The organism is Corynebacterium sp. HMSC074A01 (assembly GCF_001831515.1).
In the GTDB taxonomy this organism is placed as follows: domain Bacteria; phylum Actinomycetota; class Actinomycetes; order Mycobacteriales; family Mycobacteriaceae; genus Corynebacterium.
On record NZ_KV825628.1, the window covers coordinates 109684 to 135629 of the forward strand.

Below are 25946 nucleotides of genomic sequence, written 5' to 3' on the forward strand. Positions count from 1 at the left end.
GCCACCCGGCTGCGCAAAGAGTATCTTCCACCGCGCCCACCACAAGACGGGGTGCGCATCCAACGCAGCGAACAACACGACAAGTTCATCATTCGCCTGACCGGCCCCACCAACGACTTACAGGACCTGGTCACCACGTTTGAAACCCCCGGCGAGGACGGCAAACCCATTGACCCGATCGACTGGCTGGTCAACAACCGCCACATCGTCCAAGCACCGGTGGCGATACACGCGATTATCACCGACAAGGACATCGACCACGTCCTCGCCGGCACGGATGACCGACCCGACCAGGAACCGGTCGTGGTGACCAACACTGGTGTGAAGATGACCACCAGCCAGGTGCTACGCCGCCACATCCTGCCTGATGGCTACATCACCCTGGCCGCACCACACCTGGGTCCAATCAATACTCACCGGGCGCGGCTTGCCTCGCCGGTGCAGCGCCTCGCCTTGGAGGCGGACTCGCCAACCTGTTGCTGGCCGGACTGCACCACCCCGATCTCGAAGTGCCAGGCCCATCACCTGACCGACTACGCCCAAGGTGGTGAGACACACCCGTCGAACATGTGCTGGCTGTGCCCGCACCACAACGCGGTCAACGGCCAGCCAGACCGGGGCCGGATGGCGCGCATCGACGGCCGGATCGCCTGGATCGGCCCCAAATACGGCACACCACGATTCACCGGCCGCGACTACGTTGACGCCGAAACCATCATCGGCGGACCCGCCCAAGGCACACCGGCCTCGCCCGGCTAGAACGCCATCGCCTGCGCGCGCCGAATCACCTCGCGCGCCCCGTGACCGTGCAACGCGTCGATCGGCCGACCCGGCAGCGAATCGTCTTCGGTGAAGAGATAGGAAAGGATTTCTTCCTCGGAGAAGCCGCCGTCGAAAAGCACGGTAATGGCCCCCGTAATGAACTTGCTCATCTCGCCATCGGCGAAGAGCAGGGCGGGCACCGCTTTGCGGCCATCCTTGCGGTAGAGGACGAGCTTGCGCGCGTTGACGAGGTCGTGGACCTTCGTCACCGGGACGCCGAGCATTTCGGCGACCGCGGGCAGGGACAGCAGTTCTTCGCCAGCGAGGAGATCATCAAGAGTATTCACGGCCCCGTAGTTTAGCGCCGCGGGGCCCATGTGCACCATACTGGTCTGCATGGATGTGGGAGACTACCTGGATCACCGATACGTCATCGACCGGCCGATCGCGCGCGGCGGCATGGCGACGGTCTACCGCTGCGTCGATACCCGGCTCGGCCGCGAGGTCGCCGCCAAGGTCATGCACCAGCAGTACGTCGACGACCCGGTCTTCCTCGAGCGTTTCCGCCGCGAAGCCCGCGCGATGGCGCAGCTGTCGCACCCGAACCTGGTCAACGTCTACGATTTCTCCGCCCAGGGCGACGAGATCTTCCTCATCATGGAGCTGATCACCGGCGGTACCCTGCGCGAGCTGCTCGCCGAGCGCGGGCCGATGCCGCCGCACGCCGCCACCGCTGTAATGCGCGGGATGCTCACCGGCCTTGCGGTGGCGCATGACAAGGGCCTGGTGCACCGCGACATCAAGCCGGACAACGTGCTGATCAACGGCGACCACCAGGTCAAGCTCGCCGATTTCGGCCTGGTGCGGGCGGCCGCCGACGCCTCGCACTCGACAGACCAGATCGTCGGCACCGTCAGCTACCTCTCGCCCGAACAGGTGGACGGCTCGGCGATCACCCCGGCCTCCGACGTGTACTCGGCCGGCATCGTGCTCTTCGAGCTGCTCACCGGCCGCACTCCATTTCGCGGCGACACCCCGCTCGCGCACGCGTACGCGCGGCTGAACGAAGAGGTGCCGCCGCCCTCGCAAGCAATCGACGGGGTGCCCATGCTTTTCGACGAGCTCGTCACCACCGCCACCGCCACCAACCCCACCGAGCGCTTCCACACTGCCGGCGAGTTCCTCGACGCACTTGTCGACGTCGCCCGCGAACTCGAACTGCCCGACTACACCGTCCCGGTGCCGCGGAATTCGGCGGCGAACCGCGCGGCGGCGCACCCGACGCGCTTCGGAGGCCGCGAGACCGCCGTACCGCAGCGAGAACGGCGCCTCTTCCCCGATCCGCCGGAGCCACAGACGCGAGTCGATGCGGCACCGGTCGCACCGCCTCCCGTTCCCCCGCCGGCCAAGCCCGCGCCGAAACCGCGCGTGCGGCGCGTTTCCAACCGCTCCGGGGCGGCGCTGGCGGCCTATGTGGTCTTCGCCGCGCTCGTTGCCGGCGCGGTTGGCGTCGGCGGCTGGTGGTTCGGCTCCGGCATGTACGGCGAGATCCCGCCGCTTGTCAGCCAGGCCGTGTCGGGCGCGTTTTAGTAGCGCAGCATCTCGGCGACCAGGAAGGCCAGCTCGAGTGCCTGCTCGGTGTTCAGGCGCGGGTCGCAGGCGGACTCGTAGCGGCCCGGCAGGTCGACATCCGAGATGTCCTGGGCACCGCCCAGGCACTCGGTGACGTTCTCGCCGGTGAGCTCGATGTGCACGCCACCGGGGTGAGTGCCCAGCTCGCGGTGGACCTCGAAGAAGCCTTGGACCTCGTCGATGATCTTGTCGAAGTGGCGCGTCTTGTACCCGTTGGAGGAGGTGAACGTGTTGCCGTGCATCGGGTCCGACTGCCAGACGACCTTATGGCCGGAGGCCTCGACAGCCTTGACGATCCCCGGCAGCACGGAGCGCACATTCTCGTGCCCCATGCGGATGACCATCGTGAGGCGGCCCGGCTCGCGATTCGGGTCGAGCTTGTCGGCGTAAGCCACAGCCTCCTCGGGCGTGACCATCGGGCCGAGCTTGATGCCGACCGGGTTGTCGATCATCGCGGCGAAGTTGACGTGGAAGTCCTCGATGCCTCGAGTGCGCTCGCCAATCCACAGCTGGTGGGCCGACAGATCGTAGAGGCGCTGCTTGCCGCGCTCGTCCTCGGCGAGGCGCAGCATCGCGCGCTCGTAGTCCACCAGCAGCGCCTCGTGCGAGGCGAAGATCTCGGAGGTGCGCAGGTTGTAGTCGTTGACCCCGCACGCATCCATGAACGCGAGCGAGCGGGAGATCTCGCGGGCGAGCGCCTCGTAGCGCGCCCCGGCCGGCGAATTCTTCACGAACTCGCGGTTCCAATCGTTGATGTGGTGCAGGTCCGCAGTCCCCGAGGCGACCAAAGCGCGCACAAGGTTCATCGCGGCCGAGGCGTTCGCGTAAGCGCGGACCATGCGGGCCGGGTCGTGGCGGCGGGACTCTTCGGTCGGCTCGACACCGTTGACGATGTCGCCGCGGTAGTTGGGCAGCCCGTTCGCATCCAGGTCGGAGGAACGCGGCTTGGCGTACTGGCCGGCGATGCGGCCGAGCTTGACCACCGGCATCGACGCCCCGTAGGTCAGCACCGCCGCCATCTGCAACAGCGTGCGCACGTTGGCGCGGATGTGCGGCTCGGTATTCGACTCGAAAGTCTCGGCGCAGTCGCCGCCCTGCAACAAGAAGGCCTTGCCGAGCGCCACGTCCTTCAGATGGTCCTTGAGCTCCTCGATCTCCGGGGCAAGCACCACCGGCGGCACCGACTCCAGGATCTTGCGCACATAGCGCGCCTGGTCCGCGTCCCAGCTGGGCTGCTGTTTCGCGTCGCGCTTGAGCACGTCCTGGAACTGCTCGTTAAGATCGCCCGGCAGCGGCGGGAGATCGGGCAGTACGTCTTTCGGGATATCAATTGTCCAACTCACGCCTTTATTCTTAGCACACCGGCTGTGTGCCCAGGACCGATTCCCGTGTACAGGTGTCCGCCGCTAGGTGTTCGGCGCGGTGGCGCGGCCAGTGGCATCCAGCGGCAGTATTTCCGCACATACGCGGTACTTTTTGACGTTGTGGCGGGCGTCGATAAGCGCATCGTGGTTGCCCTGCGGAGCCTTCGGCAGCTTCGGCCGACCCGCCATCTCCCAGTACTGTTTTAATTCATGCGTGAACCGCGGCATCTTGCGCGGCAGGCCCGTCATGTCGCCCCACAGCTGGGCGAAGAGCACGTGATCGTAGCCGCCGACCCACGCCCAGAGCTCAGGGCTTGTCGACGCCGCCGTAAGGAACGCGTACACCTCGTCGCGAATCACCCGCCGCGGCTTCCACGCCGGGTCACTGGCAGGCGGCAGCTTGGATAACACGTTGGCGCGCACCCACTCGCTTGCGTCGCGCGGGTCGAACTCCGTCGACACGGCGTAGTACTCGCGCCCATCTTCCGCCACGATGCCGATGGAGACGAGCTCGATGGTCGAGCCGTCCTCGATGAACTCCGTGTCGTAGAAGTACTTCATCCTATTTCTCGCCCTGCTCTTCCAGCTGGATGGGCAGGCGCTGCTCGCGCTCTTCGCGCGGGCGTGGCCAGAACATCACCAGCGCCACGATCGCCACCGCGATCGGCGCGGCGATCGTCGGGTGGAAGCCCACCTCCGAGGCGACGAGGTACAGCGCGACGGTGACCACAACGAGGACGACGCGCGTAATGAGATCCTTATCCATGTGCTTTACTCCTTGCGCGGCTCGGTGCCTTCCGGGTACTCGCCGGTGGCTTCGAGCGATTCCTTGATTTCACTGGCGTAGACGTCGACGTAGTCGTAGCCGGTCAGCTCAGCGAGCCGGTGCATGAGGTAATCGGTGAACGGGCGCGCCACCTCCCGCGACGCCGGGTCGAAGCCGTTTTCTGCGGCCCAGGCGTGGGGGTCGATCTGCTCGCTGATCTCGATGTGGATCTTCGCTGGCCGCGGGAAAGTCGTGCCGATCGGGTTGGCGTTGCGGGTGCCCACCATGCCGGTGAGCACGACCGGCACCCCTTCGGCCATGGCGATGCGGGCCACGCCCGTGCGCCCCTTGTAGATGCGGCCGTCCGGCGAGCGGGTGCCCTCCGGGTAGATGCCGAACAGGTCGCCGCCCTTCAGGACCCGGTGAGCCGCGGTCTGCAGCGCGTCGCCCGCGTCCTTGCTCTGGCGATCGAGCGGCACCTGGCCGACGGCGGTGAAGAACCACTTCTGGATCGCGCCCTTGAGCCCCGGGGTGGTGAAGTACTCGCTTTTCGCGGGGAAGGTCAGCTGGCGGCGCACCATCAGCGGCAGGTAGAAGGAGTCCATCACGGCCTGGTGGTTGGACACCATCAGCGCGGGGCCGGTGTCGGGGATATGGTCTGCGCCGTTGATCGTCGGCCGGTTCCACACTATGAGGAACGGGCCGAGGACGGCCTTGAACACCGAATACCACCTGTTTGTCATCGCCGTGCGCTTCCTATTGTTGTTCGTGCACCATCGTGCGGGCCAAATCAGCTACACCGATCATACCGGCCTGGGGTCCAAGCTCCGCGCACTGGATGTCGGCCACCGGCCGGTAGCCGGCACCGACCATGGTGGCGGCCATGGTCTCGCGCGCGGTATCGATGAACATGCTGGCGTCGGCGGCCACTCCCCCGCCCAGCACGATCAGCGCCGGGTCGAGCACGTCGGCGACGATCGCGAGACCGCGGCCCAGCCAGGTGGCGAAGCTGTCGAGCGCGGCGAGCCCGAGCTCGTCGCCGGCGCGCGCCGCCTCCATCACGTCCCGGCCCGTGGCGTGCTTGCCCACCACCTTGCGGTAGAGCCCGCAGCGCTTGTAGCCGCCGCGAGTGGCGATCTCGACCGCGCAATCCACCAGGGAGGAGCCGGAGGCGTAGCGCTCAAGGCAGCCCTGCTTGCCGCAGGAGCAGGCGCGCCCGCCGGGCACTACGGTGAGGTGGCCGAACTCGGGCGCGGTGCCAAAGGAGCCGCGGTAGATCTCACCGCGGTGCATGAGCGTTGCCCCGATGCCAGTGCCGACGGCGAAGAGCACCCAGGTCTCCGCGTCGCGGGCCGCGCCGAAGCGGTATTCGCCCCAGGCGGCGGAGTTGGCGTCGTGTTCGAGGCGGACGGGCAAGCCGAGCTCGTCGGCAAGCTTCTTGCGCAGTGGGTAGTCGTCGCGCCACGGCAGGTGCGGGGCGAAGCGGACGATTTCGCAGTCGGGGTCGAGGAAGCCGGCGACGGCAAGTCCGACGGCGGCGATGTCGTGCGAGGCGCGCAGCTGGTGTGCGAGCTCGACGATCGCGGCGGTCATTTCGCTCCCGGTTTGGGGGGTGGAGGTGGACGCGGCGTCGAGAATCTGCCCGTTGGCGTCGACGACGGCGGCGCGCAGGTTGGTGCCGCCGATGTCGAAGCCGATGGTGAGGGGGCCTGGGTGAAGTGACATAGGGGACGATTCTACTGCAAGTGTGCTGCCAGTCTTTCGGTGAGTACGTCCCACGCAAAATGCTTCTCGACGTGCACACGCCCCGCCTGACCCATCGCCCGGGCCCTTTCCGGGTCTCGCAGGATCTCGCAGGCGGCGGCCGCGAGCCCGGCGGTGTCGCGGCCGTCGACGACGATGCCGGTTGCGTCGGTGACGGTTTCCGGCGCACCACCAGAGTTGCCGGCGATGACCGGCACGCCGCAGGCCTGGGCCTCGAGGTAGACGATGCCGAGCCCCTCGACGTCTAAGCCCCCGCCCCGGGTGCGGGCGGGCATGGCGAAAAGGTCGGCGGTGGCGATGGCGTCGCGAAGCTGCGTGCGGGTGACCGCGCCGTGGAAGTGCACGCCTTCCGTGTCGCGGGCAAGCCGGCGCAGGCGGCGCTCGCCCGGCCCGGCACCGATGAGGTGCAGCTCGGTGCCCGGCACGGCGGCCCGGATGCGCGGGAGCGCCCGGATGAGTTGATCCTGGCCCTTGCGGGCGACAAGCCGGGAGGCGCAGACGATCACGGGGTTGGGTGTGTCCGGGCGCGGCTGGGGGCGGAAGAAGTCGGTGTCGACGCCGGAGGGCAGCGCGAGGAACTCCGGGTGGGGCCCGAAGGCCGATGCGAAGCGGCGGCGGGTGTACTCGGAGACGTAGGTGACCGTATCGGCGCTGTTGCCGATGCGGCGCAGCACCTGGCGGGCACCGGGAAGCATGGACCAGCCGACCTCGTGGCCGTGGGTGGTGGCCACGACTTTGCGCGCGCCCGCCTGCTTCGCCGCGGCGCCCATCACGGCGAGCGGGGCGGCCGCGCCGAACCAGACCGTGTGGATGTCGTGGGCGCGGATGAGCTCCTGCATCCGGCGGCGCACCCCCGGGGTCGGCAGCATGACGCTGGCCGGCCAGCGCACGACGGGAAAGGGCTGGGCGGCGTCCCACTCGCGCGCGGCGTCCGCGTCCTGGGTGGAGGCGAACACGACCAGCGAGTCGGGGCCGTTTCGTGCGGCGAGGTGGGAGGCGAAATCGCGCAGGTAGGACTGAATCCCCCCGAGTGTGGGCGGGAAATCGTTGGTGACCAGCAGCGTGCGCGACATCAGCCAGCAGGGCTAGTAGCGCACCGCGCCCTGCACCGGCATGGAGTTGACCGGCACAACCTGAACCGGGATGCCGTAGTCGGAAGCGTGGACGACCATGCCGTCGCCGATGTACATGCCGACGTGGGTCACCCCCGGGTAGTAGCCGATGATGTCGCCCGGCTGGAGCTCGCCCATGGACACCGGGGTGCCGCCCGCGAGCTGTGCCTGGGAGGTGCGCGGGATGCCGATGCCGTTCTGGCCGTAGGCCCAGACCATCAGACCGGAGCAGTCGAAGGCGTCCGGACCGGCTGCGCCCCAGCCGTAGGGCTTGCCGAGCTGGGCCATCGCGGCGGCGACGACGCCGGAGTCAGCGGCGGGCAGGTTCGCGCCGAGGCTAACGGGTCCGTCCTTCTCGATCCAGCGTTGGCGGTCCTCCTCGCTTAGGCCGTCGACCTTGGTCTCGATGTCGCGGATCTGGTCGTCGAGCTCGTCGCGCTCGCGGTTGAGCGTATCGAGCTGGGCAGCGAGCTGGTTGCGGTTGTACTGCGCTTCCGCCTTGGCGATGTTGGCGGTGCGGGCGCGGGAGGCGGCGAGCTCGTTGGCGTCGTTAAGCTCGGCGAGCGTGCGCTCCGCCTTGCGTGAGAGCGAGCCGAGGTAGGCGGCGCGGTCGATCGCGGCCTGCGGGCTGCCGGACTCAAGCGTGGTCAGGAAGACCTCCGAGTCCGTGTTGCGGTACTTCGACTGGGCCAGGTCGTTGACGTTGCGCTGGAAGCCCGTCTTCGCGCCGCGGGCCTTTTCGGCCTCGGCGCGAGCGGTGGCGGCGCGCTGGTCGGCCTCGGCGATCTTGCGTTCCGAATCGGCGACCTCGTCCTCGAGGGCCTTGATCTCCTCCGACTTCGCGGTCGCCTCGTGGGAGACCTCCTCGAGCTGCTCGATCAGCGCGTCGACGTCGTCGGCACCCGCGACCGGCGCGCACGTTCCCGCAGCGATGGCGATGATGCCGCTTGCCGCAAGTGCCCGGCGAGTGAAAAGAGAGTGTGAGCCCACGACAGATCCCCTTTGAAAAATCCGCAGCCGTGACCAAAGCGTGCTGCGATGTGTATAAAACCGTTACTACTATAGCCAGCTTGGCCCGCTAACAAAAGCACACCCGCCCAGTTCAATACGAACTGGTACGGGTGTGAAAGGTGGGGCGTCGAGAAGCTTTTTAGAAGCGGACGACGGAGTGCACCGGCATCATGTGCAGCGGGCGCTCGCCTACCGGCACGCCGCTGTTGAGCGCGTCGATGATGGTGCCGTTACCGGCGTAGATGCCGACGTGGGATGCGCCACCGTAGTAGACCACGATGTCACCCGGCTGGATGTTGTCCAGGGAGACCGGGGTGCCCGCGGAAGCCTGCGCCTGGGAGGTACGCGGGATGGACTTGCCAGCCTGCGCGTAGACCCAGGAGGTGAAGCCGGAGCAGTCGAAAGCGTTCGGGCCAGCGGCACCGTAGACGTACGGGGAACCAATCTTGGTGCGGGCGATCTCGACGATGCGCTCGCCCTGAGTCTTCTGCGGGGCCGGAGCCGGGGCAGCGACAGGAGCGGAGTACTGCTTAGCGACGGCCTGCGCCGGCTGCTGCTGCGGCAGCACCTGCGCCTCAACGTTGGCGATGAACTGGTTGAAGCCCGGCACGTTGGTGATACCCGGCAGCGCCTTCACCTGGGCGATTGCCTGCTGGTACTGGCCGCCATCGGCCTTACCAGCCAGGGACGGAACCCAAGCCTCGATGCCCGGAATGTTGGCGATGCCCGGGATGTTCTCAATGCCCGGGATCTCAGCGGAGACCGGGGAGTTCGGGACGCGGACCTCGGCGGCCTGCGCGGTGGTCGGCACCATCAGAGTGGCGCCTGCGACGACGGCGGTTGCGGCAGCCGCGGTGCGGACTGCGGTGTTCGTGGTCTGGCGACGGTGCTTTGCCATTGTAAGTTTCTCCATATCTTCTCTTCGCCTACCGGGTAGCCATTCGGGCTGGGCCGTGAGAATCTGCCCTGGCTCGCCTTGCTGCGCGCCATCCGCCCTCAATCAGTCAAGTGCGGTTCCCCGGTTCCACGACACTGAAGTCGTGGTGTGCGGCTCATATGTTCTGTTTTCGTACCTTGCAAGCAACGGCTGTTGTCGCAATGTCTCGAACAGATTACGAAACGGCAACAAGTTTGTCCAACCCTTGGGTTGTTACAAATCCGTTATTGAACCGTTTCCTTGCGTTTGCCAGAATTTTCTAGAGAATTCACACGGCCCCATGCGCGCGCTGCAATGCGAGATCCCGGCTATTACCTGGTGTTTTGCCGCAGTTCGGCTGGCTTCGCAAAGTACTGCCAATGTACCGCGCTGCATAAAAAGTTCTCGTGTGTTCTCCGTCACATCGTCGAAAAGCGGGCATATTGGGCCGTTATAAACCGTGATTTTCGGGCATAGAAAAAGGACCCATCCCCTTTCGGGATGGGCCCTTTCCTGACCGCTATTTCTTACAGCGTATTAGTGGCTGTTCTCGTGGGTCGCGTCGCGATCGTCGAGGTGCTTGGCCTCCTCGAGCTTGCGCAGCGTCTCCACCTCTTCGTGGTGCTTCTGCGCCTCAGAGTCGCGCACACGCTCGGTGACGCCAAGCTCAGCCGGCTTGAAGGCACCGATGGTCTCGGAGTCTGCGAAGCCAAGCTGGTTGAGCTGCTTCGGCACGCGAGCACCTGCGTACTCGAGCGGGATCGGGTGACCGTTCTCGTCGACCGGGCCGAGCGGCTGGTGGATCTCCACGAAGGCACCGTTCGGCAGCTTCTTAATCACACCGGTCTCGATGCCGTGCTCCAGGACCTCGCGGTCGGAGCGCTGCAGGCCGATGCACAGGCGGTAGGTGATGAAGTATGCCAGCGGCGGCAGCACGATCACGCCGATGCGGCCGAACCAGGTCATCGCGTTCAGCGAGATCTGGAAGAAGTGCGCGACGTGGTCGTTACCGCCGGAGATGGTCATCAGCATGAAGAACACGATGCCCATGACACCGATGGAAGTACGTACGGGGACGTCGCGCGGACGCTGCAGCAGGTTGTGGTGTGCGTCGTCGCCGGTAATCTTCTTCTCAATGAAGGGGTAGGTCAGCAGCAGGACGACCATCAGGCCACAGAGCAGGGCCACCCAGAACGCGCCCGGGATGGTGTAGTTGCCCAGGTAGAGCTCCCACGCCGGCATGACACGTGCGGCACCATCCGTCCAGAGCATGTACACGTCCGGCTGCGAACCGGCGGAGACCTGCGACGGGTTGTAGGGGCCAATGTTCCAAATGCCGTTGATGGTGGTCAGACCAGCCATGGCAGCGAGGACGCCGAAGACGAACATCATGAAGCCGATTGCCTTCACGGCGAAGACCGGCATGATGCGGATGCCCACAACGTTGTTCTCGGTGCGGCCCGGGCCCGGGAACTGGGTGTGCTTCTGGAACCAGACGAGCAGCAGGTGCGCGGCGATCAGCGCGAGGATGATGCCCGGCAGGATCAGCACGTGCAGGATGTAGAAGCGGTCCAGCATCAGGTCGGACGGGAAGTCGCCGCCGAAGATGGCCCAGTGCATCCAGGTACCGATGATCGGGATGCCCACAACGATGGCGGACATAATGCGCAGACCGACGCCGGAGAGCAGGTCGTCCGGCAGGGAGTAGCCCATGAAGCCCTCGATCATGCCGAGCAGGATCAGGGTGACACCGATGATCCAGTTCGCCTCACGCGGGCGACGGAACGCACCGGTGAAGAAGATACGCATCATGTGCGCGAACATGGCCATCATGAACATCAGGGCGGCCCAGTGGTGCATCTGGCGCACGAAGAGTCCGCCGCGGACATCAAAGGAGATGTTCAGTGCGGTGGCGTAGGCGCGGGACATTTCCACGCCGTTGAGCGGCAGGTAGCCGCCGTCGTAGATCACCTTGGTGATCGACGGGTCGAAGAACAGCGCCAGGTAGACGCCGGTCAGCAGCAGGATGATGAAGCTGTACAGGGCCATCTCGCCGAGCATGAAGGACCAGTGGCTCGGGAAGACCTTGTTCAGCTGAGGGCGCAGGACCCCCGCGATCGTGTACCGCGAGTCAACGTTGTCCGCGGCTTGTGCAAGTTTTGTACTCATTAGGACTTACGCTCCCAGAATGCCGGGCCGACGGGCTCGATGAAGTTGCCGTTGGCGATGAGGTAACCTTCTTCGTCAACAGTCACAGGAAGCTGCGGCAGCGCACGTGCGGCGGGGCCGAAGATCGGCTTGCCGTAGTGCAGCGCGTCGAACTGCGACTGGTGGCACGGACACAGGATGCGGTTGGTCTGCGCCTCGTACAGCGAGGTCGGGCAACCGATGTGCGTGCAGATCTTGGAGTAGGCGTAGTAGTCGCCGTAGTGGAAGTCCTCCTGGCCCTCACGCTCGACGACGCGCTTGGCGTCTGCGGAGCGCAGGCGGATCAGCATGACAGCGTTACGCGGGCCGTGCAGCGAGTGCATGTGCTGCTCGTACACGTCGCGCTTCGGGTCGTACTCCTTGCCGTCGTTGACGTCTTCCGCGTACAGCGGGAAGACCGTCTCCATAGACGCTGCAGCCAGGTCCTCCGGGCGCATGCGCACCAGGCGGGACACACCCGCGGTGGTGTAGTGCGAACCGGTCTCACCCTCGTGCAGCTCGGCGATTGCACCGGTGTCGCGGCCGAGGTAGACCTTGACGCCCTTCTCCTGGATGGTCCAGCCGTGGGTCCACAGCGTGCCATCGCCCAGGTAGTTGAGCTCGTGGCGCTCGCGCCACGGGTTCTTGATCATGCCGCCGAGCGGGGCAATGACCATCAGGCCGGCGAGGACGCCAGCGCCACCGAGGAGGCCCTGCATCGCCTTGCGACGACCAAAGGTGGAGGTCTCCCACGCGTCGTTCAGCAGCGCGGTGGTGGTGCGACGGTCAAGCTCGCTGGAGCGACCGTCGTGGCGGCGCTGCACCGAGATCTCTTCCGGGATGAACTTCTTCACGTACTGGATAATCGCGATACCCAGCGCGATGAAGCCCAGGCCAGAGGTCAGACCGAGCAGCGGGGTGTAGATCGTGTACAGCCACAGGCCTTCGTCACCGTGGAACTTTGCCTCCCACGGCCAGAACAGGTACACGCCCAGGAAAGCGATGCCGCACAGGATGGAGATCAGCAGCCAGATGTTGATGCCAGTGGCTGCGGCCTTCTCGCGCGGGTCGCCCTCGACTGGGAAGCGCTCCTTGCGGTAGGCCACCGTGACGTCATCAAGCTCGGTGCCGAGCGCGGCGAGCTCCGCATTGCTCATGCGGTCCAGCTCTTCTTTGGTGTAATTCTTCTTCACTTCACTCATGAGCGCGATCCAATCCAGATAGCAGCGGCAGCGACCAGGGTCACGCCAATGATCCACATAGCCATACCCTCAGAAACCGGGCCGAGGCCGCCGAGCGACCAGCCACCAGGGCTCGGGGTTTCCTTCGCGGACTTGATGAAGGCGATGATGTCCTTCTTCTCGTCTGCGGAGAGCTGGCGGTCGGAGAACTTCGGCATGTTCTGCGGGCCGGTCAGCATCGCCTGGTAGATCTCCTGCTCGTTGGCGGGATCAAGCACCGGGGCGTACTTACCGGAAGACAGCGCGCCACCACGGCCGGTGAAGCTGTGGCAGGAGGCGCAGTTCAGGCGGAACAGCTCGGAGCCGCGGGCAACGTCGGCGGCCTGAATCTGGCCGTCGTAGTTCTTGCCGCGCAGGGACTCCTTGGCCACCTCGCCGTTGTCGTCGTAGACGAGCTCAGGGCCGCCACCGTTGGCTGCGACGTAAGCAGCCAGGGCAAGCGCCTGGGACTCGGTGTAGCGCGGGCGCTTACGCTCAGCCTGCGCGTCGTTCGACATCATCGGCATGCGGCCGGAGTTGACCTGGAAGTACACGGCACCCTCGCCGGTACCAATCAGCGACGGGCCGCGATCCTCGACGCCCTCCAGGTTTGCGCCGTGGCACGTAATGCAGGCCACGTCGTAGATGTCCTTGCCCTCCTGGACCAGGGCCTGCTCATCGCGCTCGGCGGTGGCAACCTGAGCGTTCGGGGTCAGCGCGGAGGCCAGAAGGCCCGCACCGGTAAGCCCGAGCGTCAGCGCAGCGGCACCAGCGACGGTGCGTTGGGTCTTGCGACCGCGACGCTTCTTCTTAGGTGTGTTTTCCATCTTGCTTCCTTTTAGCGACTATTCAAGCTTTATCTGTTCCCTGGACTACTGCACCAGGTAGAGGGTGATGAACACGCCGATCCACACCACGTCAACGAAGTGCCAGTAGTAGGAGGTCACCATCGCAGCCGTTGCCTGCGCCGGGGTGAACTTCGACTTAGCAACGCGAAGCAGCACCACGATGAAGGCAAGAATGCCGGCGGTCACGTGCGCCATGTGGAAGCCGGTGATGATGTAGAACACCGAGCCATACACGCTGGACTGAACACTTACACCGTGCATGACCATCTCTGTCCACTCGTATGCCACGAGACCCAGGAAGATCACGCCGAGCAGCACGGTGACAGCAAACCACTTACGCAGGCCGTATACGTCACCCCTTTCTGCAGCGAACACGCCGAACTGAGAGGTCACAGAGGAAGCAACCAGAACGATGGTGATGATCAAGCCGAACATCACGTTCAGGTGTGCCGTCTGGTTCTCCCAGTCACCGGCAGCCAAGCCGTTTGCACGCGACGTAAAGTACATCGCGAACAAGCCAGCAAAGAACATCAACTCTTGGGCGAGAAACGCGATCGTGCCCACGCTGACCATGTTCGGTCGGTTCAGCGAGGGGACACGATTCTGCGGTGTCGCCATGCCTTGGTTAGAAATTGCGGTCGTCACGCATGTGATTATGGCCTGTTTTCGTCTGAAAGTCATCTCAGATACCCCCGAAATTATTCTGCCAATTCCGCCCCAACCAGCTATTTTCCCTGCTATGCGATTCTGGTAAAAACTTTTTTGAAAACCCGGGAACTTTTTTAAACGACTATCCGACGCGCATCCCTGCAGGTCACGGCAGCGCCACTTCCCTACCCCCGTTTTTCGCAACGTTTCGCCGATCGGTAGGCAGATATTCGCCCGCCAATTCGCTTCGGCGGCAAGTTCCCGAATGTGATCCTTCTCATACCCGCCAAGCGCAGAAAGCGGGTGGAAAACCTACTTTCGGATGACCCCTGTGCGGGTGGGCGTCGACAAGCATAAAGCCCCGACACCACAAGGTGCCGGGGCTTTGAGGCCTCCCGCGAAGGCGTGCGGGAGATGAAGGCGCTTAGTGCTTCTCGCGCGGGATGCCGTACTGCAGGTTGAGCTGCGTGGTGGTCCAGATGAGAAAGACCGCGCCGAAGGCGATCAGCCACAGCTGGTAGAAGGCGATACCCAGGCCGAGGAAGAAGATCGCACCGGACATAGCGGACGGCCAGATCGAGTGCGGGGAGAAGAAGCCCAGCACGCCAGCGCCGTCTTCAATCTCCGCTTCCTCCCAGTCCTCAGGGAGGACGTCCATGCGGCGCTCGGTGAAGTTGAGGTAGACCGCCATCATGAAGCACAGCGCCGTGGCGAGCACGAGCGCGACACCACCGACCCACTCGAGGCCGAAGAGGTAAGCATCCTCACCGATCCAGCTCGTGGAAACGATGTAGGCCACTGCCATCAGGGCCAAGAAGGTGCCGATTGCGTAGAAAACCTTTGAGCCAGCTCCCATTGTTCTGCACTCCTTCTTTCTTTAAACGGTGGTGGGGACGTTGGCGTTGCTACCGTCGCGGGTACCCAGACGGTCGGTAACAAACGGGTGGGTGGAGGTTGCGTACGGTTCCTCACCAATCGCCTTCAGTGCGTCCGAGTTCGGAGCCTGCGGGTTCTCGATACGGAAGTCCATGTACTGCTTGAACTTCTCCGGGGACACCGCGCGAACCTCGAAGTTCATCATGGCGTGGTAGGTACCGCACATCTCGGCACAGCGGCCGACAAACGCGCCTTCCTCATCGATGCGCTCGATCTGGAAGCTGCGCTGCTGCTGGTTGGACTCAGGGTGCGCGTAGACGTCGCGCTTGAACAGGAACTCCGGAACCCAGAACGCGTGGTTGACGTCACCGGAAGCGAGACGGAACTCGATCGCCGTATCGGTCGGGACCACGAGCACCGGAATCTCCTCGGAGGAGCCGATGGTCTCGATCTGGTTGAAGTTCAGGTACGACTGGTCGCCCATCGACATGCCGTGGATCGGGTTCGCGTTCGGCACGCCCTCCGGGTCGTACTTCGACTCTTCCGCTGCGGCCTGACGCTCCTCGTCACGGCCCTCATACTTCTGGCCGTTCGGGGTGAACTCGCCGTCAACCTCCGCGTAACCAAACTTCCAGTTCCACTGGTAGCCGGTGACATCAACGGTGACCTTCGGATCCTTGTCCAACGCAGTGGTCTTCGTCTGTGCCTGGACGGTGAAGAAGAACAGCACCATGACGATAAGAATCGGCACGATGGTCAGCGCCAGCTCAAGCGGCACGTTGTACTGCAGCTGCTTCGGGAACTCGCCCTCACCCTTCTTCTCCTTGGCCTTGCGGTTCCACTTGAAGATAGCGGTGAGGAACAGGCCCCACATCACGATGCCGATAATCCAGGCAGCAAGCCATACCCAGACCCAGAAGTTGTACATCTGCACACCCTCCGGGGTGACCGGGTCGGGCCAGCCCATGTCGAGCACCTTGGCCACAGCCTCCGGCGGGGCTACTTCACAGCCCGCGAGCGCGAAGCCGCCGAGCAGGAGCGAACCGGCCACGCCAAGCTTCTTGGCGAAGCTGCGCTTTGTTTCCTTTTCCACGTGTGTCTGCCTTCCTGTCCACACTTCACTTAAAACACTGAACGTCCATAGGTATGCCAGAGCATTCCTACCCATTCCTACCCAGTTAGATTAGTTCATCCCAAGCCCGTCCACGGAATTCTTACCGTCGCCCCCGAACTGCGGCGCTTTCGCTTCTCGACGCCCACCCGCCACCCTTGGCTTTTCCTGCCAGGCCACAGCAAATGTGTCCAGTGCCACACAAAAAGCGGAGATCTGACTAAAATGTTCATCCGAAAGTTGGCCCCCTTTCGGGGACGGGCTAAAGGTTGAAGCGCCACACCGGCGTCCGGTTCGCCGATCGAGGCGCGTGAACTCTATCCTTGGAAGGCATACCCGCGCGCATCCGTTGCGCACCATATATATAAGGAGAAGGTTCAACTTACGATGTGTGGCCTGCTTGCACTGCTTACCGCCGGTTCCAACGCCCGCACCTTCGTCCCCGCCGTGGACGAGGCGCTGCCCTGCATGTACCACCGCGGCCCCGACGCCGCCGGCACGTGGCACGACGCAGACGCGGTCTTCGGCTTTAACCGGCTGGCCATCATCGACCTGGAGCACTCCCACCAGCCGCTGCGCTGGGGCCCGGAGGACAATCCGACCCGCTACGCCATGACCTTCAACGGCGAGATCTACAACTACCTCGAGCTGCGCGAGGAGCTGCAGGCCGCGGGCTACACCTTTAATACTTCCGGCGACGGCGAGCCGATCGTGGTGGGCTACCACCACTGGGGCAAGGACGTGGTCAACCACCTGCGCGGCATGTTCGGCATCGTCATCTGGGACAGCGAGACAAAGACCATGTTCGCCGCCCGCGACCAGTTCGGCATCAAACCGCTGTTTTACGCCACCACAGAGGCCGGCACCGTGTTCGCATCCGAGAAGAAATCCATCCTGGCGATGGCGGAACCCCTTGGACTCGATCTCGGCGGTCAAGACAATGGGCTAGACCGGCGCGCGATCGAACACTACGTCGACCTGCAGTACGTACCCGAACCGGAGACCCTGCACACCGCTATTCGACGCGTAGAGTCCGGCTGCACCGTCACCCTTACCCCCGGTGGCGAGGTCGTCAGCGAGCGCTACTTCACCCCGCACTTTAAGTCCCAGCCAGTACCCAAGGGCAAGGAGCAGGACCTCTACGACCGCATCGCCGCTGCCCTTGAGGACTCGGTGGCCAAGCACATGCGCGCCGACGTCACCGTCGGTTCTTTCCTTTCCGGCGGCATCGACTCCACCGCTATCGCAACGTTGGCGAAGCGCCATAACCCGGACCTTTTGACCTTCACCACCGGCTTCGAGCGTGAAGGCTACTCCGAGGTGGACGTGGCCGCCGAGTCGGCCGAGGCGATCGGTGTGGAGCACATCGTCAAGATCGTCTCGCCCGAGGAGTATGCGAACGCGATCCCGAAGATCATGTGGTACTTGGACGACCCGGTCGCGGACCCCTCGCTCGTCCCGCTGTTCTTCGTCGCACAGGAAGCCCGCAAGCACGTCAAGGTCGTGCTCTCCGGCGAGGGTGCCGACGAGCTGTTCGGCGGCTACACCATCTACAAGGAGCCGCTCTCGCTCGCTCCTTTTGAGAAGCTGCCCTCTCCCCTGCTGCGCGGGCTGAACAAGCTCGGCCAGGTCCTGCCCGAGGGCATGAAGGGCAAGAGTCTGCTGCTGCGCGGCACCACCCCGATGGAGGAGCGCTACTACGGCAACGCCCGCTCCTTTAACTTCGAGCAGCTCAACCGGGTACTGCCCTGGGCCAAGCGCGAGTGGGATCACCGGGAGGTCACGGCACCGATTTACGCGGCGTCGACAAGCATGGACCCGGTCGCGCGCATGCAGAACCTCGACCTGTTCACCTGGATGCGCGGCGACATCCTGGTCAAGGCCGACAAGATGAACATGGCGAACTCGCTCGAGCTGCGCGTGCCTTTCCTCGACAAAGAGGTCTTCGAGGTGGCGCAGACGATTCCTTACGACCAGAAGATCGCGAACGGGACGACGAAGTACGCGCTGCGCCGCGCGATGGAGCAGATCGTGCCCGCGCACGTGCTCAACCGCCGCAAGCTCGGCTTCCCCGTGCCGATGCGCCACTGGCTCGCGGGTGATGAGCTGTACGGCTGGGCGCAGGACACGATCAACGAGTCGCAGACCGAGCACATCTTTAACAAGAAGGAGGTGCTCGAGATGCTCAAGGAGCACCGCGACGGCATCTCCGACCACTCGCGCCGCCTGTGGACCGTGCTGGCGTTTATGGTTTGGCACGGCATCTTTGTCGAGCAGCGCATCGACCCGCAGATCGAGCACAAGGAGTACCCGGTCAAGCTGTAGGGGGCGGCGCGGGGGCTGCGTTTGCCGCTCCCGTGCTCCGGCCGACCTGGCGTTTTGACGCCCGGCTTGTCGTTTTTGAGGCTGCTCCAAATGGAGCTAGCTCCATTTAGCAATCTCGTTTCCACGCGACCTGGGCTTTTCCGATCGCCGCAAGTCCAAATGGAGCTAGCTCCGTTTAGACCTCCAAAACCTGCGGACGCCAGAAGCCAGAAGCGGCCGCCACAAGGTAGTGCTAGCTCTACCCAAAGACTCCGCCTGCCACCATTGCCGACAAGCTCCTCGCGCAGCCAGAATCAAAGGCATGAGTACAACAAAGAAAGTTCTTCGTATCCTCGGCGGCGTTGCCGTCGCCCTCGTCCTCCTGATAGCGGCCGCCGGCTACGTTTGGGGCCCGACGCTGACCGCGCAGATGACCGGCCAGGCTCGCTTCTTCGGCACGGACACGCCGAAGCGTTACGCGAACACCGTGCTGGATCTGTCCGAATCGATGGGCATCTATGGCGACTCGGAGGAGTTCGCAGCCGCCCGCGCCGAGGTCGAGGAGGCGACCAAGCATGCGCGCCACAAGTACGAACTGATCGAGCCGCTCAACGCCGCGGTGCACGCCGCCGGCGGCAAGCATTCCAAGCTCCACTACGAAGAGGCGAACCAAGACACCGACGAGTCCCCGTCCGCCCAGGTCGGCGTCGAAACGACCGACGGCATCGCGCTCGCCACCGTGCCCGGTATCGGCCGCCACGACGACGTGCAAAGCTACGCTGACACGCTCTCCCGCGGCCTGATCGAGGCACGCGACGGCGGTGCCTGCGGCGCGATCGTCGACCTGCGCGGCAACGACGGCGGCGACATGGGCCCCATGGTCGCGGGCCTCAGCCCACTTCTCCCCGACGGCACCGCGCTCGAGTTCGTCAGCCGCATGAACACCACGCAGGTCACCGTCGATGGCAACGCCGTGCGCGGCGGCGGCACCCCGCTGGAAACCGCCGGCGGCAAGTGGGAGGCCCCCACAGCAGTGCTTGTCGACGACACCACCGCCTCCTCCGGCGAGGCCACCATGCTCGCCTTCCGCGGCCTCGATAATTCCCGCTCCTTCGGCACCCCCACGGCTGGTTTCGCCTCGGCGAATACGGTCTATGACTTCCCGGACGGCAGCGTGCTCATGCTCACCATCGCGAAGGACAAGGCCCGCACGGGCGAGGAGTTCGCCGAGGATCCGATCCAGCCCGACTCCCCCACCGCCACCGCCGACGAGGCCCTCGACGAGGCCAAAGCGTGGCTGCGCGAGCAGCACAGCTGCGGGGCGTAGGCGAGGTTCAGAAAGTGAACAACATCACGTCATCCAAATCATAAGCCAATTCACAGCATTCTGCTATTCTTTAGTTATGAAAAAGTCAATTGTGGCGCTAGGTCTGGCCGGCGCATGCATGTTTTCCCCAATGTCTGTACCAAATGCGCAAGCCACCGAGGTTGCTTCGCAAGAGGCTACTCAAGCAGAAGACAATGAGCTCTCCACAGGCGCAGCCGCCGCCATCACGATTGCCGCCATTCTTGCGGTAGTTGGCTTGGGTGCTGGCGCCACAGTTTGGGCAGTCCAGCAGCGACTCATCCCTAACCCCCTTCCGGGAGTTATTCCTGGGCCCCGCCCCCGAGCAAAAGCACCGGCACCGAAGCCAGCGCCGCGCCCGACAACCTCACCAGCAAAGGCTCCGCGGCAAGCACCCAAGCCTGCTCCGGCCCCGCGGTCTGTGCCCAAACCGGCTCCAGCACCAGCACCCCAAGCCCGCCCCGCACCTGCTAACCAGAACGGGAAGCGGCCTGCAAACGGCTACTACCGCAACTGCGCTGCAGCCCGCGAGGCTGGTGTAAATCCAATCTACGAATATGAGCCTGGCTACCGCTCTGCTTTGGACCGCGACGGCGATGGCGTCGCCTGCGAATAGCACAAAAACAATCGGCCAATGACAAATGAATCCCGCCCACCACACAGCTTGTCGCCTATGTGGTGGGCGGGATTCTTTCACGCGCGGGACTTAGTTGAAGGAGTCGCCGCAGGCGCAGGAGCCGCCAGCGTTCGGGTTGTCGATGGTGAAGCCCTGCTGCTCGATCGTGTCAGCGAAGTCGATCGTGGCGCCGGCCAGGTACGGCACGCTCATCTTGTCCACCACGAGGCGCACGCCGCCGACCTCGTCGGCCTTGTCGCCGTCCAGGTCACGGTCGTCGAAGTAGAGCTGGTAGCGCAGGCCCGCGCAGCCACCCGGCTGCACGGCGATACGCAGCGACAGGTCGGTGCGACCCTCTTGGTCCAGCAGTGCCTTCGCCTTCGCGGCGGCGGCGTCGGTCAGGTTCACCCCAGTGGCAGAGGTAGGTGCAGTCATGGAAATCTCTCCTTAAATATGTTGCCGGAGTTGGCCCCATCATAGTGCCCACCCGGAAGCGGCGCGCAACCGTCGCCGCCCAGGTGCCGGGCTCTTCATCTGTAACGCACCACCCCGGTGGCGTATTCCTACTTTCCTACGCCTGCTTGTAGCCTAGAGGGCGTGAAATTCCCCTGGCAGAAATCTGAGCAGAACACCGAGCAGCAGGCTGAGGCGGGCGCTGTGGACGACGGAGCGTCGATAAGCGAGGCCCAACCGGAGCCCACCTACCCCAAGGGCTACACCCCGCCGAAGGGCCGCCCGACGCCCAAGCGGCAGGACCAAGAGATCAAGCGCGGGGTCTTGCGCGACCCGGACGCGCTGACGCCGGCGCAGCGCTCGCAGCGCAACAAGGACCTGAAGGCCTCCATGACGAAGGAGGAATGGAAGGCGTATAAGAAGGAGCAGCGCGCGGAGAATCGCCGCGCGAACCGCGAGATCCAGGCGCGCATCGACGCGGGCGACGAGCGCTACCTCATGGACCGCGACAAGGGCGAGATCCGCCGTTACGTGCGCGACTGGGTCGACGCCCGCCGCTTCTTCAACAACTACGTCATGCCGGTCGCGCTCGTGTTGTTGCTGGTCATGCTGATCGGCACCTGGATGCCGCGCGTGGCCACCGTGCTGTCCGGGCTGACCATGGTGTTCATTCTGGCGATCTTCATCGAGGCTTTCATCATCGGCATCCGCGCGAACAAGGCGGTGCGCGCGAAGTTCCCGGAGACCACCGAGACCGGCTTCGGCCTGGGCATGTACGCCTTCTCCCGCGCGTCCCAGCCGCGCAACTGGCGCTCGCCGAAGCCGCAGGTCGCCATCGGTGCGAAGGTGTAAGCGATGACCGATCCCGCACCACGCTTTCCGGCCGTCGAGCCGCCGGACACGGGCCGCGCCCGCACGGTGTCGCGCCTGCTCGCGCGCAGTGTGCCGGGCCGCGCGCTCGGCCGGCTCGGCGATCTCGGCGCGCAGCTGGCAGGCGTGCAGGCTGGCGCGGACCCGGCCCCCTTTGCGCGCCCCCGCGCCGTGGTCGTGGCCGCCCGCCACGGCATCGCCGCGCGTGGGCTGTCCGCGTGGGATGAAGGCGCGACCGAGCGCCTGCTTACCCAGCTCACTGAGGGTGGGGGTCCGGCGCACAGCGCGGCGCGCGCGGCGGGGGCGACGGTGCGCGTGGTCGACGAGTTCGACGAGCCCACCGGCGCGATCGACACCACCCCCGCGATGACTGCCGCAGCCTGCGCAGACGCGATTGTCCGCGGCATGCAAGTCGCCGACGAGGAGGTCGACTCCGGCACCGACCTCATCATCCCCGGCAACGTCGGCGTCGGCAACACCACGATCGCCGCCGCGGTCTACGGCACGCTCACCCGCACCGAGCCCGTACTCGCAATCGGCCGCGGCTCCGGCATCGACGACGAGGTGTGGAAGGTCAAGGTCGCCGCGATCCGCGACGCGATGTTCCGCGCCCGCGGATTCGCCGACGACGTCGAGCGCGTGCTCGCAGAGATCTCCGGGCCGGACATGGCCTTCCTCGTGGGGCTCATCGCCCAGTCAGCGGTGCGCCGTACGCCAGTGCTTCTCGACGGCGCGTTACCCACCGTCGCCGCCTACGTCGCCGAGCGACTCGCCCCCGGCACCAAGCGCTGGCTGATCGCCGCGGGCTTAAGCCCCGAGCCTGCCCACATCGGCTGCTTACAGGCGCTCGATCTGACCCCCGTGCTCGCACTGGATATCACTGTGGGCCAGGCCACAGGCGCGCTCGCCGCCCTGCCGCAGCTCAACATGGCTGCGGAGATGGTCGGCGAGGTGCTCGAGTCGCTGCGCGCGGAGTAGGCGCGCTTAGGCCTCGACGAGCGTGGTGTTCCACCCGTGGGTGTCCTCCACGCTGCCGTCCTGGATGCCGCGGAGACGCTCGCGCAGCGCCATGGTGATTTCGCCGGCCTCGTTGTTGTTGATGGTGAACTCGCCGTCGGCGCTCTTCACGCGCCCTACCGGGGTGAGCACGGCGGCGGTGCCGCAGGCAAGCGTTTCGGTGATCGTGCCGTTTTCCACGCCCTCGCGCCAGTCCGCGACGGTGATCTTGCGTTCCTCGACCTCGTGGCCCATATCCTTGGCGACCTGCAGCAGCGACTTGCGGGTAATCCCCGCCAGAAGCGAACCAGACAGCGCCGGGGTAACCAGCTTGGCGTTGTCACCCGAGCCCTCGACGAACATGAGGTTCATGCCGCCCATTTCCTCGATGTACTTGCGCTCAATCGCATCCAACCAGACGACCTGGTCGCAGCCCTTCTCCTCCGCCTCGGCCTGGGCGAGCAGGGAGCCTGCGTAGTTGCCGGCAAACTTCGCGTCGCCGGTACCGCCCGGCGCGGCGCGGACGTACTCCTTGGAAACCCAGACGGAAACCGGCTTGACGCCACCGGAGAAGTACGCGCCCGCAGGCGAAGCGATGACGTAGTAGGTAAAGGAGTGCGAGGGCTTAACGCCCAGGGTCTTCTCCGTGCCGATCATAAAGGGGCGCAGGTAGAGCGCGGCCTCCCCGCCAGCAGCCGGGACCCACGCCTTGTCCACGTTGACCAGCTGGCGCAGCGACTCGATAAACAGCTCCTCCGGCAGCTCCGGCATGGCCAGGCGGTGCGCGGAGTGCTGCATGCGGGCCGCGTTCTGCTCGGGCCGGAAGGTGGAGATGCTGCCGTCGGCGTGGCGGTAAGCCTTCAGTCCCTCGAAGATTGCCTGCCCGTAGTGGAAGACGTTGGTCGCCGGGTCCAGGGTAATCGGCGCGTACGGGCGCACCTGCGCGTCGTGCCATCCTTTGTCCTCGGTCCACTCGATGGAGACCATGTGGTCGGTGAACTCCTGGCCGAAGGCCGGGTTGGCCAAAATGGCTTCGCGCTCTGCGTCCGTTGCGGGGTTGGGGTTTTGAGTAATAGCGAAATCAAGCGATGTCATGGGCACTACCCTACTCGCGGCCTCCGCCCCGTTTACCCGGGTACGCTGAAATAGCACTGGAATTTATTCAGGCTTGTAAAGAAAGGTGACTTTTTATGGCTTTTGATTGCTCGCTCCCCGTCCACGGCACGGCGGCGTCGGTAACCTGCGCGGAAAGCGCGCCTGCTGAGGCCGCGCGCCTCGTCCCGGTCGCGGCCGGCGAGTCCGGCCCCGAGCTGCCGGTGACCTCGCTTGTAACCGACGGCCTGCTCGATGCGCTGAGCAAGGTGGGCGCGAAGGGTAAGGTCGGCGAGTGCCACCGCCTGCTTGTCGACGGCACGTTGTTCATCGCCTTCGGCATCGGCCCAGCCGCGGACATCGACGACGAAGCGGTGCGCCGCGGCGTCGGCACTGCGGCCCGCTCTCTTGCCGGCGTGGAGAAAGCAGCGATCAGCGCCGAGTTCGGCGTGGGCCCGGTCGTGGAGGGCATCGTGCTTGGCAGCTACTCCTACCAGGGCTTCAAGGCCGCCGATGCGGCGGAGGCGGCCCAGGTAATCACCGAGGTCACCGTCGTTGACGCCGACGAGCAAGAATTCGAGGCGGCGCGCACCATCGCCGAGTCGGTGAACCTGGCCCGCGACCTGGTCAACACCCCGTCGAACTACCTCTACCCGGCCTCCTACGCCAAGGTCATGGAGGAAATCGGCGCGCAGGTGGGTCTGAAAGTCGAGGTCTTCGACGAGGACTACCTCGCCGAGCACGGCTTCGGCGGCATCACCGCCGTCGGTGGCGGCTCGCAGCGCCCGCCGCGCCTGGTCCACCTCGCGTTGAACCCGGAGGCCACCGGCACGCACACCGCGCTGGTGGGCAAGGGCATCACCTTCGACACCGGCGGCATCTCGCTGAAGCCCGGCCCGAAGATGGAGGACATGATCAGCGACATGGGTGGCTCTGCCGCGCAGTTCGCCGCGATTGTTGCCGCCGCGCGCCTGGGCATTGACATGCGCATCGACGCCTGGCTGCCGCTGGCCGAGAACATGCCGTCCGGCGCCGCCACCCGCCCGGGCGATGTCATCACCCACTACGGGGGCCTGACCTCGGAAGTCTTGAATACCGATGCCGAGGGCCGCCTCGTGCTTGCCGACGCCATCGCACGCGCCTCCCAGGACACCCCCGACTACCTCATCGAAACGGCCACGCTCACCGGCGCGCAGATGGTCGCGCTCGGCGCGCGCACCTCCGCTGTGATGGGCTCGGACGATTTCCGCGACGAGATCGCCGAAACTGGCCGCAGCCTCGGCGAGCCCGCCTGGGCCATGCCACTGCTGGAGGAGCAGGAGGCGCAGCTGAAGTCCCCGGTCGCAGACATCCGGAACATCCACAATTCTCGCAACGGCGGCATGCTCTTTGCCGGGCTGTACCTGTCCAAGTTTGTCAGCGAGGGGACCCAATGGGCCCACATCGATATCGCCGGGCCGTCGTTTAACACCGAGTCCCCCTTCGGCTACACCCCGAAGCGCGCCACCGGTGTGCCGGTGCGCACCATCATCGCCACCCTTTCGGCGCTCGCCGAGCGCTAGCTATACGGGTTCTCGCCGCGCTCAAACTTGGCGCGGCGTTCCCGTTGCTCGGCCCTTTTGCGCAGGATTCTCTCCTGCTCCATTTTTTTGCGCATGCGGTCTGGGTAACCGGTCTCCTCGACGTCGTAAAGCAAAATGCCCAGCATTTTCGCGACCTCATCGATGCCCTTGGGCCCGCCGATGCGGCGGCGGGTGTAGTTGCCCTGCTCATCGACGAGCACGACCGACATCTCGTTGACCATCGTCTCCGGCTCGATGTAGCCCTCGACGAACTTCCGGCCAGCGACCCACTGCTGTAAGTACTGCGCATCGTCAGGGCGGATGGTCTCACCGGGCGCGCGCGGGGGCTTGAAGGTGGAGGACTGCTTCCGTTTGCCGAAAAGGTTAAACACGCCCAACATCTTAGCGAGCGTACAAATCGCGCCCCCAAACGCGACGAGGCGGACGGAATACAGGTAGCCTGTTGACTGTATAGCTTCCGTTACAACGTT

At 65.0% G+C, this 25946-nt stretch carries 26 protein-coding genes; 8 read left to right on the forward strand and 18 right to left on the reverse strand.

Features of this window, described 5'->3' with window-relative positions:
- On the forward strand, nucleotides 1–759 hold a 759-nt coding region (locus tag HMPREF2550_RS09225; RefSeq protein ID WP_210400225.1), incomplete at its 5' end, for an HNH endonuclease signature motif containing protein.
- On the opposite strand, the gene HMPREF2550_RS09230 is transcribed toward HMPREF2550_RS09225, so the two are convergent.
- Complete coding sequence (locus HMPREF2550_RS09230) at nucleotides 756–1139, reverse strand: Rv2175c family DNA-binding protein (RefSeq protein ID WP_210399978.1); 384 nt, start codon at nucleotides 1137–1139, stop codon at nucleotides 756–758. The genes HMPREF2550_RS09225 and HMPREF2550_RS09230 overlap by 4 nt on opposite strands.
- 19 nt (nucleotides 1140–1158) lie before the next feature.
- Between HMPREF2550_RS09230 and HMPREF2550_RS09235 the strand changes: the two genes are divergently transcribed.
- Nucleotides 1159–2352, forward strand: a complete 1194-nt coding sequence (locus HMPREF2550_RS09235) for a protein kinase domain-containing protein (protein WP_070790785.1) — start codon at nucleotides 1159–1161, stop codon at nucleotides 2350–2352.
- Here HMPREF2550_RS09235 and HMPREF2550_RS09240 read toward each other — a convergent pair.
- The 14 genes from HMPREF2550_RS09240 to HMPREF2550_RS09305 form a co-directional block, all read right to left on the reverse strand.
- The gene (locus tag HMPREF2550_RS09240; RefSeq protein WP_070764463.1) at nucleotides 2349–3737 is read right to left on the reverse strand and encodes a class II 3-deoxy-7-phosphoheptulonate synthase; all 1389 of its coding nucleotides are present in this window, start codon (nucleotides 3735–3737) and stop codon (nucleotides 2349–2351) included. The two genes, HMPREF2550_RS09235 and HMPREF2550_RS09240, sit on opposite strands and share 4 nt — an antisense overlap.
- Nucleotides 3738–3800: 63 nt before the next feature.
- Nucleotides 3801–4319 carry a polyadenylate-specific 3'-exoribonuclease AS gene (locus HMPREF2550_RS09245; RefSeq protein WP_070764462.1) on the reverse strand — a complete coding sequence of 173 codons (519 nt, stop codon included), beginning with the start codon at nucleotides 4317–4319 and terminating at the stop codon, nucleotides 3801–3803.
- Nucleotide 4320: 1 nt separating this feature from the next.
- Nucleotides 4321–4524: a hypothetical protein gene (locus HMPREF2550_RS09250; protein ID WP_070764461.1), complete on the reverse strand. Its 204-nt coding sequence runs from the start codon at nucleotides 4522–4524 to the stop codon at nucleotides 4321–4323.
- Between the two features lie 5 nt (nucleotides 4525–4529).
- Nucleotides 4530–5267 (reverse strand): lysophospholipid acyltransferase family protein, encoded by a 738-nt coding sequence (locus HMPREF2550_RS09255; protein WP_070764460.1) that lies wholly within the window; start codon nucleotides 5265–5267, stop codon nucleotides 4530–4532.
- A gap of 13 nt (nucleotides 5268–5280) precedes the next feature.
- Nucleotides 5281–6249, reverse strand: a complete 969-nt coding sequence (locus tag HMPREF2550_RS09260; RefSeq protein ID WP_038591529.1) for an ROK family protein — start codon at nucleotides 6247–6249, stop codon at nucleotides 5281–5283.
- Between the two features lie 11 nt (nucleotides 6250–6260).
- On the reverse strand, nucleotides 6261–7361 hold the full coding sequence (locus HMPREF2550_RS09265) for a glycosyltransferase family 4 protein (protein ID WP_070790786.1): 1101 nt from the start codon (nucleotides 7359–7361) through the stop codon (nucleotides 6261–6263).
- 12 nt (nucleotides 7362–7373) lie between these two features.
- Nucleotides 7374–8390, reverse strand: a complete 1017-nt coding sequence (locus HMPREF2550_RS09270; protein WP_070764458.1) for a C40 family peptidase — start codon at nucleotides 8388–8390, stop codon at nucleotides 7374–7376.
- 160 nt (nucleotides 8391–8550) lie between these two features.
- Nucleotides 8551–9309, reverse strand: a complete 759-nt coding sequence (locus HMPREF2550_RS09275; protein ID WP_070790787.1) for a C40 family peptidase — start codon at nucleotides 9307–9309, stop codon at nucleotides 8551–8553.
- A 555-nt stretch (nucleotides 9310–9864) separates the two neighbouring features.
- On the reverse strand, nucleotides 9865–11496 hold the full coding sequence (locus HMPREF2550_RS09280) for a cytochrome bc1 complex cytochrome b subunit (protein ID WP_070790788.1): 1632 nt from the start codon (nucleotides 11494–11496) through the stop codon (nucleotides 9865–9867).
- The gene (locus HMPREF2550_RS09285) at nucleotides 11496–12716 is read right to left on the reverse strand and encodes a cytochrome bc1 complex Rieske iron-sulfur subunit (RefSeq protein ID WP_070790789.1); all 1221 of its coding nucleotides are present in this window, start codon (nucleotides 12714–12716) and stop codon (nucleotides 11496–11498) included. The genes HMPREF2550_RS09280 and HMPREF2550_RS09285 overlap by 1 nt, the downstream gene beginning before the upstream one ends.
- Complete coding sequence (locus HMPREF2550_RS09290) at nucleotides 12713–13561, reverse strand: cytochrome bc1 complex diheme cytochrome c subunit (protein WP_070764455.1); 849 nt, start codon at nucleotides 13559–13561, stop codon at nucleotides 12713–12715. Before HMPREF2550_RS09290 ends, HMPREF2550_RS09285 begins: the two co-directional genes overlap by 4 nt.
- A gap of 45 nt (nucleotides 13562–13606) precedes the next feature.
- Complete coding sequence (locus HMPREF2550_RS09295) at nucleotides 13607–14227, reverse strand: aa3-type cytochrome oxidase subunit III (RefSeq protein ID WP_210400226.1); 621 nt, start codon at nucleotides 14225–14227, stop codon at nucleotides 13607–13609.
- A 427-nt stretch (nucleotides 14228–14654) separates the two neighbouring features.
- Nucleotides 14655–15086: an aa3-type cytochrome oxidase subunit IV gene (locus HMPREF2550_RS09300; RefSeq protein WP_070790791.1), complete on the reverse strand. Its 432-nt coding sequence runs from the start codon at nucleotides 15084–15086 to the stop codon at nucleotides 14655–14657.
- A gap of 21 nt (nucleotides 15087–15107) precedes the next feature.
- Nucleotides 15108–16199, reverse strand: a complete 1092-nt coding sequence (locus HMPREF2550_RS09305; protein WP_070790792.1) for an aa3-type cytochrome oxidase subunit II — start codon at nucleotides 16197–16199, stop codon at nucleotides 15108–15110.
- 405 nt (nucleotides 16200–16604) lie between these two features.
- Between HMPREF2550_RS09305 and asnB the strand changes: the two genes are divergently transcribed.
- From asnB to HMPREF2550_RS12575, 3 genes are all read left to right on the forward strand, one after another.
- Nucleotides 16605–18542, forward strand: a complete 1938-nt coding sequence (gene asnB / locus HMPREF2550_RS09310; protein ID WP_070790793.1) for an asparagine synthase (glutamine-hydrolyzing) — start codon at nucleotides 16605–16607, stop codon at nucleotides 18540–18542.
- 301 nt (nucleotides 18543–18843) lie between these two features.
- Entirely contained in the window at nucleotides 18844–19848 is a 1005-nt protein-coding gene (locus tag HMPREF2550_RS09315) for a S41 family peptidase (protein ID WP_070790794.1), read from the forward strand.
- 130 nt (nucleotides 19849–19978) lie between these two features.
- A complete protein-coding gene (locus HMPREF2550_RS12575; RefSeq protein WP_305764123.1) occupies nucleotides 19979–20482 on the forward strand; it encodes an excalibur calcium-binding domain-containing protein in 504 nt (167 codons plus the stop codon).
- A 90-nt stretch (nucleotides 20483–20572) separates the two neighbouring features.
- Here the strand turns inward: HMPREF2550_RS12575 and HMPREF2550_RS09320 are convergent, their stop codons facing one another.
- Nucleotides 20573–20917 (reverse strand): HesB/IscA family protein, encoded by a 345-nt coding sequence (locus HMPREF2550_RS09320; RefSeq protein ID WP_038591565.1) that lies wholly within the window; start codon nucleotides 20915–20917, stop codon nucleotides 20573–20575.
- A gap of 162 nt (nucleotides 20918–21079) precedes the next feature.
- On the opposite strand from HMPREF2550_RS09320, the gene HMPREF2550_RS09325 reads away from it, so the two are divergent.
- Entirely contained in the window at nucleotides 21080–21787 is a 708-nt protein-coding gene (locus tag HMPREF2550_RS09325; RefSeq protein ID WP_070790795.1) for a DUF3043 domain-containing protein, read from the forward strand.
- Nucleotides 21788–21790: 3 nt separating this feature from the next.
- Nucleotides 21791–22783, forward strand: a complete 993-nt coding sequence (locus HMPREF2550_RS09330; RefSeq protein ID WP_070790796.1) for a nicotinate-nucleotide--dimethylbenzimidazole phosphoribosyltransferase — start codon at nucleotides 21791–21793, stop codon at nucleotides 22781–22783.
- Nucleotides 22784–22789: 6 nt separating this feature from the next.
- Here the strand turns inward: HMPREF2550_RS09330 and HMPREF2550_RS09335 are convergent, their stop codons facing one another.
- Nucleotides 22790–23896, reverse strand: coding sequence for a branched-chain amino acid aminotransferase (locus tag HMPREF2550_RS09335; protein WP_070790797.1), 1107 nt, complete (start codon nucleotides 23894–23896; stop codon nucleotides 22790–22792).
- A gap of 95 nt (nucleotides 23897–23991) precedes the next feature.
- On the opposite strand from HMPREF2550_RS09335, the gene HMPREF2550_RS09340 reads away from it, so the two are divergent.
- Nucleotides 23992–25455: a leucyl aminopeptidase gene (locus HMPREF2550_RS09340; RefSeq protein ID WP_070790798.1), complete on the forward strand. Its 1464-nt coding sequence runs from the start codon at nucleotides 23992–23994 to the stop codon at nucleotides 25453–25455.
- On the opposite strand, the gene HMPREF2550_RS09345 is transcribed toward HMPREF2550_RS09340, so the two are convergent.
- The gene (locus HMPREF2550_RS09345; protein WP_070790799.1) at nucleotides 25452–25847 is read right to left on the reverse strand and encodes an oxidoreductase; all 396 of its coding nucleotides are present in this window, start codon (nucleotides 25845–25847) and stop codon (nucleotides 25452–25454) included. The genes HMPREF2550_RS09340 and HMPREF2550_RS09345 overlap by 4 nt on opposite strands.
- Nucleotides 25848–25946: the final 99 nt, after the last annotated feature.